This is a genomic window from Pseudomonas linyingensis (genome assembly GCF_900109175.1).
Classification (GTDB): Bacteria; Pseudomonadota; Gammaproteobacteria; order Pseudomonadales; family Pseudomonadaceae; genus Geopseudomonas; species Geopseudomonas linyingensis.
The window spans coordinates 182709-195683 of the sequence record NZ_FNZE01000001.1 but is presented as its reverse complement, the minus strand read 5'-3'; the positions used below and the strand labels follow the sequence as shown (position 1 = coordinate 195683).

General features: G+C 68.7%; 12 protein-coding genes. 9 read left to right on the top strand and 3 right to left on the bottom strand.

The annotated features are described in order from the left end of the window. Window positions 1-16: 16 nt before the first annotated feature. From BMZ19_RS00985 to BMZ19_RS00975, 3 genes are all read left to right on the top strand, one after another. Window positions 17-859, top strand: a complete 843-nt coding sequence (locus BMZ19_RS00985) for a M23 family metallopeptidase (protein WP_090305506.1) — start codon at window positions 17-19, stop codon at window positions 857-859. Between the two features lie 65 nt (window positions 860-924). Continuing rightward, window positions 925-2196 carry a mechanosensitive ion channel family protein gene (locus BMZ19_RS00980; protein ID WP_090305504.1) on the top strand — a complete coding sequence of 424 codons (1272 nt, stop codon included), beginning with the start codon at window positions 925-927 and terminating at the stop codon, window positions 2194-2196. 196 nt (window positions 2197-2392) lie between these two features. After that, window positions 2393-3664, top strand: coding sequence for a mechanosensitive ion channel family protein (locus BMZ19_RS00975; RefSeq protein WP_090305501.1), 1272 nt, complete (start codon window positions 2393-2395; stop codon window positions 3662-3664). A gap of 50 nt (window positions 3665-3714) precedes the next feature. Here BMZ19_RS00975 and BMZ19_RS00970 read toward each other — a convergent pair whose 3' ends face one another. Further along, window positions 3715-5889, bottom strand: a complete 2175-nt coding sequence (locus tag BMZ19_RS00970; RefSeq protein ID WP_090305496.1) for a TonB-dependent copper receptor — start codon at window positions 5887-5889, stop codon at window positions 3715-3717. Window positions 5890-5979: 90 nt separating this feature from the next. Further along, the gene (locus BMZ19_RS00965) at window positions 5980-6354 is read right to left on the bottom strand and encodes a DUF2946 domain-containing protein (RefSeq protein ID WP_090305493.1); all 375 of its coding nucleotides are present in this window, start codon (window positions 6352-6354) and stop codon (window positions 5980-5982) included. A 430-nt stretch (window positions 6355-6784) separates the two neighbouring features. On the opposite strand from BMZ19_RS00965, the gene leuA reads away from it, so the two are divergent. From leuA to BMZ19_RS00950, 3 genes are all read left to right on the top strand, one after another. Further along, a complete protein-coding gene (gene leuA, locus BMZ19_RS00960) occupies window positions 6785-8455 on the top strand; it encodes a 2-isopropylmalate synthase (RefSeq protein WP_090305491.1) in 1671 nt (556 codons plus the stop codon). Window positions 8456-8588: 133 nt separating this feature from the next. Further along, window positions 8589-9269, top strand: a complete 681-nt coding sequence (locus BMZ19_RS00955) for a glutathione S-transferase N-terminal domain-containing protein (RefSeq protein ID WP_170847684.1) — start codon at window positions 8589-8591, stop codon at window positions 9267-9269. 13 nt (window positions 9270-9282) lie between these two features. Then, window positions 9283-9972 (top strand): glutathione S-transferase N-terminal domain-containing protein, encoded by a 690-nt coding sequence (locus BMZ19_RS00950; RefSeq protein ID WP_090305488.1) that lies wholly within the window; start codon window positions 9283-9285, stop codon window positions 9970-9972. Between the two features lie 74 nt (window positions 9973-10046). Here BMZ19_RS00950 and arfB read toward each other — a convergent pair whose 3' ends face one another. Then, window positions 10047-10460, bottom strand: a complete 414-nt coding sequence (gene arfB / locus BMZ19_RS00945) for an alternative ribosome rescue aminoacyl-tRNA hydrolase ArfB (RefSeq protein ID WP_090305485.1) — start codon at window positions 10458-10460, stop codon at window positions 10047-10049. Between the two features lie 117 nt (window positions 10461-10577). Here arfB and BMZ19_RS00940 point away from each other — a divergent pair, with 117 nt between their 5' ends. The 3 genes from BMZ19_RS00940 to BMZ19_RS00930 all read left to right on the top strand — a co-directional run bounded on the left by BMZ19_RS00940 (window position 10578) and on the right by BMZ19_RS00930 (window position 12974). Further along, window positions 10578-11192 carry a DUF2238 domain-containing protein gene (locus BMZ19_RS00940; protein ID WP_090305483.1) on the top strand — a complete coding sequence of 205 codons (615 nt, stop codon included), beginning with the start codon at window positions 10578-10580 and terminating at the stop codon, window positions 11190-11192. A 131-nt stretch (window positions 11193-11323) separates the two neighbouring features. Beyond that, window positions 11324-12502, top strand: coding sequence for an MFS transporter (locus tag BMZ19_RS00935; RefSeq protein WP_090305481.1), 1179 nt, complete (start codon window positions 11324-11326; stop codon window positions 12500-12502). Between the two features lie 112 nt (window positions 12503-12614). Beyond that, entirely contained in the window at window positions 12615-12974 is a 360-nt protein-coding gene (locus BMZ19_RS00930; RefSeq protein ID WP_090305478.1) for a cupin domain-containing protein, read from the top strand. Window position 12975: the final 1 nt, after the last annotated feature.

The following is a 12975-nucleotide window of genomic DNA, read 5'->3' as shown; positions in this document are numbered from 1 at the left end:
GCGTTACCCCCTGCCCATGTCCCGATTGCTGCCGTTTCTGCTGGTTCTGTTGCTTGCCCTGCCCGCCCATGTCCCGCCCGTGCACGCCGAGGGCTTCCTGTCGCGCCTGCTGCACCAGCCGGTGCCCGGCGGCGTGGCGGTGGTCGAACTGGGCGACGGCGCCGCTCGCCCCATCGCCCGCTACCAGGGCAAGCCGGTGCTGGTGGTCAGGGAGGATGGCCGGCGCTGGATCGCCGTGGTCGGCCTGCCGCTGACGGTCAAGGCCGGCCGCGAGCAGCTCGAAGTGGACGACGGCCGCCGCCTGGCCTTCAGCGTCGGCAGCCGCCACTACAAGGAACAGCGCATCACCCTGAAGAACCAGCAGCAGGTCACGCCCAACGCCGCCAACCTGGCGCGCATCGAGCGCGAACTGGCGGTGCAGACCGACGCCTACCGCCAGTTCAGCCCGCGCCAGCCGAGCAACCTGCTGTTCGACAAGCCGGTCGGCGGGCCGCTGTCCAGTCCGTTCGGCCTGCGTCGCTTCTTCAACGGCGAGGAGCGCAACCCGCACTCGGGCCTCGACTTCGCCGTGCCGGCCGGCACGCCGGTCAAGGCGCCGGCGGCAGGCAGGGTGATCCTGGTCGGCGACTACTTCTTCAACGGCCGCACCGTGTTCGTCGACCACGGCCAGGGCCTGATCAGCATGTTCTGCCATCTGTCACAGATCGGCGTCAAAGTCGGCGACGAGCTGGCGCGCGGCGCCGTGCTCGGCAAGGTCGGCGCCACCGGCCGCGCCACCGGACCGCACCTGCACTGGAACGTCAGCCTCAACGACGCCCGGGTCGACCCGAGCATCTTCATCGGTGCGTTCAAGCCCTGAGCACGGAGCCCTGAACCCAAGGCCCGCACGGACGCCCCGCCACTGCCCATCGACGAGGAGTACCCATGCCCGCCGAACTGTCCCCCTGGCTGGAGTGGCTGCAAGGCCAGCCGCTACTGTTCACCACCCTGTGTGTCGTCCTCTTGGCGTTCGTCGCCTGGCTGGCCAACTGGATCGTCAAGCGCCTGCTGGTGCGCGGTATCCATCGCGCCCTCGGCTTCACCAGTATCGGCCACCACGTGGTGGCCGGCGACCAGAGCATCGTCCGCCGCCTGTCCAACATCGTCCCGGCGCTGATCATCTCCGCGGGCATCGGCCTGATCGCCGGCCTGCCGGAGGCGGTGGTCACCGTGGTGCGCAACGTCAGCAGCGCCTTCAGCGTGCTGACCGTGGCGCTGGCCATCGGCGGCCTGCTCAAGGTGGCCAACGCGCTCTACCAGCAGCGCCCGGACGCCCACCTCAAGCCGATCAAGGGCTACCTGCAGGTGGTGCAGATCGTGGTCTACGCGATCGCCGCCATCCTGGTCATCGCCAACCTGATCGACCGCTCGCCGCTGATCCTGCTCTCCGGTCTGGGCGCCATGGCTGCGGTGCTGATGCTGATCTTCCAGGACACCCTGCTCTCCTTGGTGGCCAGCGTACAGATCACCTCCAACGACATCGTCCGCGTCGGTGACTGGGTGGAGATGCCGCAACTCAACGCCGACGGCGACGTGATCGACATCGCCCTGCACACGGTCAAGGTGCAGAACTGGGACAAGACCATCACCAGCATCCCGACCAAGCGCTTCATCAGCGATTCGTTCAAGAACTGGCGCGGCATGCAGGAATCGGGCGGCCGGCGGATCAAGCGCAGCCTGTACCTCGACCAGAACAGCGTGCACTTCCTCGATGGCGCAGAGATCGAGCACCTGGGCGGCTTCGCCCTGCTGCGCAAGTATCTGGACGGCAAACTGGGCGAGCTGGACGAGTGGAACCGCCGCCTGAACGAACAGGGCGCGGCGGCACTGAACCAGCGCCGGGTCACCAACCTCGGCACCTTCCGCGTCTACGTGGAGCAGTACCTGCGCCACGACCCGCGCATCCGTCAGGACATGACCCTGCTGGTGCGCCAGCTCAGCCCCACCGCCGACGGCCTGCCGCTGGAGCTGTACTGCTTCACCAACACCACCGCCTGGGCGCAGTACGAGGCCATCCAGGCGGACCTCTTCGACCATCTGCTGGCGATCCTCCCGGAGTTCGGCCTGCGCGTGTTCCAGCACCCGAGCGGCGCGGACCTGCGCGAGTGGCGCGTGCCGGTCAGCGAGCCGCGCGAGCGGATGCTGGCAGAGGCATAGAACGGGCCTCATCCACACTTGAACGTCCGTCTCGACGACGCTCGGGTCGACCCGAGCGTCTTCAGCGGCGCGCTCAAGCCCTGACAGGCAGCGAGCGCACTGCGCTCACCAGCCCGACCGCGCCGACTAAGCTACACCTGAGTCCTCATCCGGGAGCACCCTTGAAGCGGTGCCTCCCAGCGACCAGGAGAAGCGCATGCCCGGCGAACTTTCTCTCGCCCTCGACTGGCTGCAGACCCGGCCCTACCTGTTCACCACGCTGAGCGCCGCCCTGCTGCTGGGCATCGCCTGGCTGGCCAACTGGATCGTCAAGCACCTGCTGCTGCGCGCCCTGCACCGCAGCCTGGAGGCCACGCCACTGGGCCGGCACCTGCTCAGCTACGAGCAGAGCATCGTCCGCCGCCTGGCCAACATAGTGCCGGCGCTGGTCCTCTCCAGCGGCGTGGATCTGGTTCCCGGCCTGCCCGGCGCGGCGGTGGCCGTGGTGGAAAACGCCTGTCGGGCCTTCATCGTGCTGACCATCGCCATGGCCATCGGCGGCGCGCTCAGGCAGGCCAACCGCCTCTACGAGCAGCGCCCGGACTCCCACCTCAAGCCGATCAAGGGCTACCTGCAGGTGCTGGAGATCGCCGTGTACGCGCTGGCCGCCATCCTGATGCTCGCCACCCTGATCGACCGCTCGCCGCTGATCCTGCTCTCCGGCCTCGGCGCCATGGCCGCGGTGCTGCTGCTGATCTTCCAGCACACCCTGCTCTCGGTGGTCGCCAGCGTGCAGATCTCCTCCAACGACATCCTGCGCGTCGGCGACTGGGTGGAGATTCCCGAGCTGAATGCCGACGGCGACGTGATCGACATCGCCCTGCACACCGTCCGGGTGCAGAACTGGGACAAGACCATCACCAGCATCCCGACCAAGCGCTTCATCAGCGACCCGTTCAAGAACTGGCGCGGTATGCACGAGTCGGGCGGGCGGCGGATCAAGCGCAGCCTGTATCTGGATCAGGACAGTGTGCAGTTCCTCGACACGGCGCAGATCGACTACCTCAGCCGCTTCGCCCTGCTGCACGACTACCTGCGCGGCAAGCGCGACGAACTGGAGGAGTGGAACCGCCGCCTGGCCGAGCAGGGCGTCGCGCCGCTCAACCAGCGCCGCCTGACCAACCTCGGCACCTTCCGCGCCTACATGGTGAACCACCTGCACCAGCACCCGCAGATCCGCCAGGACATGCCCCTGCTGGTGCGCCAGCTCGCCCCCACCGCCACCGGCCTGCCGCTGGAGCTGTACTGCTTCACCGCCACCACCGTATGGGTCGACTACGAGCGCATCCAGGCGGACATCTTCGACCACCTGCTGGCGATCCTGCCGGAGTTCGGCCTGCGCGTGTTCCAGTATCCGAGCGGCGCCGACCTGCGCGAATGGCGCGGGTCGGCAGCCGCGGGGCACGAACAGCCGCCAGCATCCAGCTGAGCGGTACGCCCGTCGCCACGCAGCGGCCTGGCGACGGGCGCAGGGCGGACTCAGAAGCTCAGGTCGACCCGCGTCCAGTAGGTGCGTCCCGGCTCGTTGATGCGCGTCTCGGCGGGGAAGCCGAAACCGGCGTTGCCGGCCAGGTTGAGGTGCTCGCTGTAGGCCTTGTCGAGCAGGTTGTCGACGCCGGCGCTGAACTTGAGGTTCCGGCTCAGGCGATAGGCACCGTTCCACGACAGCACGCCGAAGCCCGAACTCTCGGCGAAGTCCTTGCCGACCACGGTGCCCTGGTTCTCGGCGATGCGGTTCTGCGCCGCCACCACGCGCCACAGGCCGCTGGTGCTCCAGTTGTCACGCTCGTAGGTCAGGCCCAGGCGCGCCTCCAGCGGCGGGATCTGCGGCAGCGCACGGTCGTCCGAGGTGTTCTCGCCCCAGGCGTAGGCCAGGCTGGCGTCGCCCTTCCAGTTCGGCGTGAAGCGGTAGGCCACGCCGGCCTCGGCGCCGGCGATGCGCGCGTCGACGTTGTCGACCATGGTGCGGGTCATGCCGGCCATGATCCCCGGCACGTAGTCGAACAGGATGTAGTCCTCGACCACCCCGGCGTAGGCCGAGGCCCAGGCCTCAAGCGCCCCCTGGCGGTACTGGATGCCCAGGTCGAGCTGGGTGGTCTTCTCCGGCCTGACCGTCTCGAAGGCCTGGATGCTGCCCACCGGGCCGGCGCTGGCGGAGAACAGCTCCCAGTAGTCGGGGAAGCGTTCGCTGTGGCCGAGGCCGATGTAGGTGGTGGCCGGCAGGCGCTGCAGGTCCTCCTCGTAGCGCAGGAAGCCGCTGTACAGGGTGTCGTGGCGCTCCTGGTCGGCGCTGGGGTTGGCCCAGGTCTGGCTCAGCATGGTCATCGGGTTGTGGCTGGTGAAGGTCTGCCGGTAGTCGTGGGCCTCGGCGCGATCCAGGCGCGCACCGCCGATCAGGCGCTGGCCGCGCTCGAACTGCCAGGTCAGCTCACCGAACAGCCCGTAGTTGTGGGTGTCGGCGTCCTTGTTCCAGGCAAACTGGTCGGCGTCGGTGTAGCGGCCAGTCATCATGTTGAAGGTCGAGGCGCGCTTGCGGTGCTCGCTGCGCTGGGCATCCACGCCGCCGACCAACTCGACCTCGTCCCAGCGCCAGGTGCCGGCCAGGCGTCCGCCGAGGGTGCGGCGGTCGACCTCGCTGGCCATCGGATTGCGCATCATCGCCATGCTGGCCGCCGGGTCCGGATCGCGCAGACGGAAGTTGTCCATCACGTGGTCGGCGTAGTTGTAGTAGACGTTGGCGTCGAGGCCGTGGAACACCTCGCCGATGTATTCCTTCTTGAAGCGCAGGCCGAGGCTCTCGCGCTCGAACTGGGTGCCGTCCATGCCGCGCCCGGCGTAGCGCGACTCGCCATCGCCGCGGCCGGCGGTCAGCTCGACCAGGGTGTTGGCGTCCGGGGTCCAGCCCAGCGCCACGTCGCTGTTCCACTTGTCGAAGCGCGACGGCACGGTGTCGCCGTTGCCGTCTTCGTAGTCGTCGGCCTGCGAGCGGTTGGCCAGTACCCGCGCATAGCCGTCCTGGCTGCCGGCGGCGGCGTCGACGCTGCGGTCGAAGCGGCCGTTGGAGCCGGCCAGCAGGCTGGTGTTGAGGCGCCAGTCGGGCCCATCGAACTGCTCCGGCTCGCGCTCGAACAGCACGGTGGCCGCCGAGGCGCCCGGCCCCCACAGCACGGTCTGCGGGCCCTTGATCACGGTCAGGCGGTCGTAGCTCGTCGGGCTGATGTACGAGCTCGGCGAATCCATGCGGTTGGGGCAGGCGCCGAGCATCTCGCCGCCGTTGGTCAGCAGCTTGATCCGCGAGCCGAACATGCCGCGGAACACCGGGTCGCCGTTGACCCCGCCGCTGCGCACGGCGGCGAAGCCGGGGATGGTCTTCAGGTAGTCGGCGCCATCGCTGGCCGGCACCGGCTGGCGCGGCTGGCGGGGATCTGTGACCACGGTCAGCGGCGAGCGGGGCGCCACGGTGGTGATCACCAGCGGCGCAACGTCCTCGCCATCGGCGCTCTCGGTGTTGGCCACCTCGGCGGCGTGCAGCGGCAGCGCCAGGGCGCCGAGCAGCGCGGCATGCGCCGGCCACCAGCGGCGCTGGAACGGACTCAGGGGGAACGGGCGGGACAGGCGCGATTGGGCCAGGGACGGACGAGCGAAAACGGACATGTTGTATTCCACGCAAAAAGACGGACTGCAGGTCGTCAGGCAGGCGCGCACGGGCGCGCACACGGACAGACGGCCGGGTTCAGGACGGTTTCAGGCGTGGAACAAGGGAGGACCGCGCGGCTGGCGGCTGGCCGGCGGCGCCTGGGGCAGGCTCTGCCGCGGCGGCAGGTACTGGTGGACGGCGCTGGACGGCGCCGGCAGGGCCAGCTGCAGGGTAGGCGGCAGCGCCGGCGTGCTGGCCAGCAGGTTGCAGTAGCCGCACTGCTCGAGGCACTGCACCCACTCGGGCGGCCCCGGCTCCGTCGCGGAATGCTCCGGCAGGGCCTGGCCCTCGCCGCAGTGCAGCGCTTCCAGGTCGATGGCGAGCGCCAGCGGCAGGCTGTCCAGCGCCCGCAGCTGCGAGTACAGCGGACCGGCGAACGCCATGAGCATGGCGAACAGGCCAAGCCAGGCTGCCAGACGCATGCGCCCTTGCCGAATCACCCGATGACGTCTCCCTGGAAAATTGCGCGACCGTGGCCGCGGTGTGCGGCCGGGATGATCGCACAGGGCCACGCCGGCGACCTAGTGCGACACGGCGCCGCACAGCCGCGTCGCACGCGGGAGAGATGCCGAAAAACCGCCACGCAAGGAACACCAATAAAGCCGTCAATCCGCGGCACGAAAAATCTCCTGAATCATTGGATTGGTGAAAAATTCCAATTTTCAGACAATGCTTGCCATTCATGCGCAGCGGACGCTAGGGTTGGCGCCATGAACGCTTCCCACACCCTCATCCTGCAACGGCAATACCGCAGCCTGCGCCTGGTCAGTCCACGACTGCGTCGCTGAACTCCGCGCCCGCCCGTCCCGTATTGCCTGCCGCCCTGCGGCCACCCGTTTCGAGGAAATCGCCATGCCCATGCTGAAGAACCCGTCGCAGAAATACCGCGCCTTCCCGCAGATCGACATCCCCGACCGTACCTGGCCGGGCAAGGTGATCGACCAGGCGCCGATCTGGCTGAGCTCCGACCTGCGCGACGGCAACCAGTCGCTGATCGAGCCGATGGATGCCGACAAGAAGCTGCGCATGTTCCAGACCCTGGTGGCGGTCGGCGTCAAGGAAATCGAGGTAGGCTTCCCGTCGGCCTCGCAGACCGACTTCGACTTCGTGCGCGAACTGATCGAGGGCGGCCACATCCCGGACGACACCACCATCCAGGTGCTGACCCAGGCCCGCGAGGACCTGATCACCCGCACCTTCGAGTCGCTGAAAGGGGCGAAGAAGGCCATCGTCCACTACTACAACGCCACCGCGCCGAGCTTCCGCCGCATCGTGTTCAACCAGGACCAGGCCGGGGTGATCCAGATCGCCGTGAATGCCGGACAGATCATCAAGCGCCTGGCCGAGCAGAACCCGGAAACCGAGTGGCGCTTCGAGTACTCGCCGGAGATCTTCAGCTCCACCGAGCCGGAGTTCGCCGTCGAGGTGTGCAACGCGGTGATCGGCGTGTTCCAGCCGACTCCGCAGCAGAAGCTGATCCTCAACCTGCCGGCCACCGTCGAGGCGGCCACGCCGAACGTCTACGCCGACCAGATCGAGTGGTTCTGCCGCCGCATCGACAACCGCGACAGCGTGCTGGTCAGCCTGCACACCCACAACGACCGCGGCACCGGCGTGGCCGCCACCGAGCTGGGCCTCTTGGCCGGCGCCGATCGCGTGGAAGGCTGCCTGTTCGGCAATGGTGAGCGCACCGGCAACGTCGATCTGGTGACCGTGGCGCTGAACATGTACACCCAGGGCGTCGACCCGCAGCTGGACTTCTCCGACATCGACGGCGTGCGCAAGGTGGTCGAGGAGTGCAACCAGCTGCCGGTGCACCCGCGTCACCCCTACGTCGGCGACCTGGTGCACACTGCCTTCTCCGGCTCGCACCAGGACGCGATCCGCAAGGGCTTCGCCCAGCAGGACCCCAAAGGCGTCTGGGAAGTGCCCTACCTGCCGATCGACCCGGCCGACCTCGGCCGCAGCTACGAGGCGGTGATCCGCGTCAACAGCCAGTCCGGCAAAGGCGGCATCACCTTCCTGCTCGAGCAGGAGTACGGCATCAGCCTGCCGCGGCGCATGCAGATCGAGTTCAGCCAGGTGGTGCAGCGCGAGACCGACCGCCACGGCCTGGAGATGAGCGCGCGACAGATCCACGACCTGCTGGTCGAGGAATACCTGCAGGGCCCGGCGACCTTCGCCCTCAAGGGCCATCGCCTGCAGGAAGAAAACGGCGTCACCACGGTGGAAGTGGAGGTCGAGCGCGACGGCGCCGTGCAGACGCTGCGCGGTACCGGCAACGGTCCGCTGGAAGCACTGGTCGCCGCCCTGCCGGTGAGTGTCGAGGTGATGGACTACAGCGAACACGCCATCGGCGGTGGCAGCAACGCCAAGGCCGCGGCCTATATCGAGCTGCGCGTCGACGGCGGCCGTCCGCTGCACGGCGCCGGCATCGACGCCAACCTGACCACCGCCAGCTTCCGCGCCCTGTTCAGCGCGCTGAACCGCGCCCTGCGCCAGAGCGAGGCGCAGGCCGCGTAATGCCCCAGCTCCCGCGGGCCATCCTGGCCCGCGGGACATCATTCCCATCACCGCCACACGCTCGCCGCCGACGCTCCAGGCTGCTAGCCTGCCTGTTCAGGGCCTCTGCCCCCCTATGAAGCAGGCTATATCCATGCGTGAACTCTTCGAACTGTGCGGTGCTGCCCCCGAGCTGGTGTTCTCCCCCTACTGCTGGCGCGTACGCCTGGCGCTGGCCCACAAGGGCCTGGACTTCGTCAGCCGTCCGGTGCGTTTCAGCGACAAGGCCGAGCTGGCCTTCTCCGGGCAGAAGCTGGTGCCGGTGCTGCGCGACGAGTCGACGACCGTCAACGACAGCCTGGCGATCTTCCGCTATCTCGATACCGAGTACTCGCAACACCCCCTGCTCGGCGGCGCGCTGGGCGAAAGCCGTCTGCGCCTGATCGATCAACTGATCGCCCAGGACCTGCGCCCGGCGCTGTTCCGCCTGCTGGTGCTGCGCATCTACGCGCTGATCGACCCGGCCGACCGCGACTACTTCCGCCAGAGCCGCGAGAAGAACCTGGGCATGACCCTGGAGGCCTTCGCAGACCTGCAAGCCGGACAGGCACAGTTTGACCGCGCGCTGCAGCCGCTGAACACGCTGCTCAGCAACCAGCCTTGGCTGGACGGCGCCGAGCCGGCGGCTGCCGACTACCTGATCGGCGGTTTCTTCTTCTGGGCCTGGTGCCTGGGCGAGCAGCCCTGGGCCGAAGACTCGCCGGTCGGCGCTTGGTTCGCCCGCCTGCTGAACCGCTACGAACAGTCCCACGACCCGGTGCGCCGCGCCGCCTGAGGAGGAACGCGCGATGATCGACCTCTATTACTGGACCACCCCCAACGGCCACAAGATCACCATCTTTCTCGAAGAGACCGGGCTCGACTATCACCTGCGCCCGGTCCATATCGGCAAGGGCGAGCAGTTCGCCGCCGATTTCCTGAAGATCGCCCCGAACAACCGGATTCCGGCCATCGTCGACCAGGCCCCGGTCGACGGCGGCGAGCCACTGGCGCTGTTCGAGTCCGGTGCCATCCTCGAATACCTGGCGGACAAGAGCGGGCGCTTCCTGCCCCGCGAGCCACGCCCGCGCTTCCAGGTGCTGCAGTGGCTGTACTGGCAGATGGGCGGGCTGGGGCCGATGGCCGGGCAGAATCACCACTTCGTCCGCTATGCGCCGGAGCCGATCCCCTATGCCATCGAGCGCTACGTCAAGGAGACCGCACGTCTGTACGGAGTCCTCGACCGCCAGTTGCAGGGGCGCGACTACGTGGCGGGCGACTATTCGATCGCCGACATGGCGATCTATCCCTGGGCCAAGTTGTGGGAAGGCCAGCGTCAGCGCCTCGAAGACTTCCCGAACATGGCTGCCTGGCTGGATCGCATCGCCGAGCGGCCGGCAGTACAGCGCGCCTACGCGATGGCCGAGCAGATCAACGCCGATCCCGACGCCCTGCTCACTGCCGAGGCACGTCGCCTGCTATTCGGCCAGGGCAGCTAGCCCCCACGCCCCTGCGTGCCCGGCCCGGCCAAGCCCCCAGGCGAGCCGAGGCCGCGCCATGGCTCGACCGGCACTCAGAAGTCGACCTTGCCGCGCCCGGCCTTGATCGCCCCGCGCTTGCTCTTGCCCTCCAGCCGGCGCTTCTTCGAGCCCAGTGTCGGTTTGGTCGGCCGGCGCGCCTTCTCGACCTTGGCCACGCTGCGGATCAGTTCGGTCAGGCGCGCGAGCGCATCGGCGCGGTTCTGCTCCTGGGTGCGGTACTGCTGCGCCTTGATGACGATCACCCCCTCGCCGGTGATGCGGCTGTCGCGCAGCGCCAGCAGGCGTTCCTTGTAGAACTCCGGCAAGCTTGATGCGGGGATGTCGAAGCGCAGGTGCACCGCACTGGACACCTTGTTGACGTTCTGCCCGCCGGCACCCTGGGCGCGGATCGCGGAGAGTTCGATCTCGCTGTCGGGCAGGTGGACGGCATTGGAGATTTCCAGCATGGCGGGCTCGGCACAGGGAATACCCGTACAGGATACCCCGTGGCGCCACGCGCTGGACGGCCCGCGGCGCCCTGCAGTAGTGTGACCGCGAAGCCGGATCGGCCAGCGGAGACGGATATGCAGCACACGCGCCTGTATGGAGCACTGGGCCTGACGGTACTGGCCGCGCTGATCGTCTCCGGCATCGCCCCCTACGACCGCGCCACCTGGTGGCTGGAAGTCTCGCCGGTGCTGATCGCCGCCCCGCTGCTGCTCGCCACCGCCCGCCGCTTCCCGCTAACCACCCTGCTCTACGTGCTGATCACCCTGCACTGCCTGGTGCTGATTCTCGGCGGTGCCTACACCTATGCGCGGGTGCCGGCGGGCTTCTGGGTGCAGGAGCTGCTGGACCTGGAGCGCAACCCCTACGACAAGCTCGGCCACTTCATGCAGGGCCTGGTGCCGGCGCTGATCGCCCGCGAGATTCTCCTGCGCGGCCGCTTCGTCACCCCCGGCAAGATGCTGGCCTTCCTGGCGCTGTGCGTGGCCATGGCGATCAGCGCCGTCTACGAACTGATCGAATGGTGGGTGGCGCTCCTCGCCGGCGGCGGCGCCATCGAGTTCCTCGGCACCCAGGGCGATCCGTGGGACACCCAGGCGGACATGTTCTGGGCCCTGCTCGGCGCCAGTCTGGGGCTGCTTGCTCTGGCCCGTCTGCAGGACCGGCAGATCGCCGCGCTGGAGACCCGCTAGGGGCGAATTCATTCGCCCGACGCACGCACAAGGCGAATGAATTCGCCCCTACGAACACCAGGCCGCCGCGCTAGAATGCGCCTCCCGCATTGCCTGCCGCTTCCAGCACTTTCCCCGAGAACGCCCGCCCCATGCCCGCCCCAACCCTGCTTTCCCTGCCCCTGCTGGCCCTCGCACTCGGCGGCTTCGTGGTCGGCAGCAGCGAATACATCATCATGGGCCTGCTACCCGAGGTGGCCGGCGACCTCGCCGTCAGCCTGGCCGACGCCGGCCTGCTGGTCAGCGCCTACGCCATGGGCGTGGTGGTCGGTGCTCCGCTGCTCGGCCCGCTGCTCGGCCGTCTGCCGCGCAAGCAGGCGCTGATGTGGCTGATGGGCGCCTACACCCTGGGCAACCTGGGCTGCGCACTGGCGCCGGACTACGCCTGGCTGGTCGCCGCGCGGCTGTTCACCGCGATCAGCCATGCCGGCTTCTTCGGCTGCGCCACCCTGCTCGCCGCGGAGCTGGCCCCGCCGCAGCGGCGCGCCTCGGCCATGGCCCTGGTGCTCAGCGGATTGACCATCGCCAACGTGCTCGGCGTGCCGCTGGGCGCCTGGTTCGGCCAGGCCAGCAGCTGGCGGATGACCTTCCTTGCCGTCGCCGGCTTCGGCCTGTGCACCCTGCTCGCCCAGTGGCTGTGGCTGCCGCGCCGGCAGGAGGCGCCGCGGCACGGCGGCGGCGCCTGGAGCGGCGTGCTGCGCCGCCCGGTGCTGCATGCCCTCGGTGTGTGCTGCCTGTCCTCGGTAGCGCTGTTCAGCGTGTTCACCTACATCAGCCCGCTGCTGCGCGACAGCGGGGGCCTGTCGGCCAACCTGAGCAATACCGGCCTCTTGGTGTTCGGCGTCGGTCTGACCCTCGGCAACCTGCTCGGCGGACGCCTGGCCGACCGCGGCATCCGTCATGCCGTGCCGCTGGCCATGGGCTGCAGCGCCCTGGCCCTGCTCGGTCTGTTCGCCTTCATCGACACCACGCCGGCGACCATGACCCTGCTGCTGTGCTGGGGCATGGCCAGCTTCGCGATCTCCTCGCCGCTGCAGCTGCTGCTGGTGGAGCAGGCCGGCGACTCGGCCGGCCTGGCCGCCACCCTCAGCCACGCCGCCTTCAACCTCGGCAACGCCAGCGGTGCCTGGTTCGGCGGCCTGTGGCTCGGCGCCCAGTTCGGCCTGGCGCAGTTGCCGCTGCTTGGCGTGGCGCTGTTGCTGGCGACCATCGCCGCCGCCTGGCCGCTGCCGCACCTGCGTCCGGCGCGCGAGCGACTGGGGCTGGAGTGACACCGCGCGTCCGACCATCCGCGTCCACTGCCGTGGCTGACCTAACCTTGAACTGTTGACCCGGCTGCAACGGGCGGCCGGCTCCAAGTCACCGACAAGCGGGAGGTGGACAATGGATAGGGCGGCACTCAAGCACTTCGGCACACCGGACGAGGTCCGGGAGTTTCCCAAGGGCCGGCTGGAGCTGGTCACCATCGGCGGTGCCACCGTCGGCCGCGCCATCTTCGAGCCCGGCTGGCGCTGGTCGACCTCGGTGCAGCCGATCGCCAAGACCAAGAGCTGCGAGGCGCCGCACTTCCAGTACCACGTCAGCGGCGTGCTGCACATCCTGATGGACGACGGCAGCGAGTTCGACTGCCGGCCGGGCGACCTGTCGCTGCTGCCCTCGGGCCACGACGCCTGGGTGGTCGGCGACGAACCGGCGGTGGTGGTCGACTTCCAGGGCATGCTCGACTACGCGCGGACGCACTAGG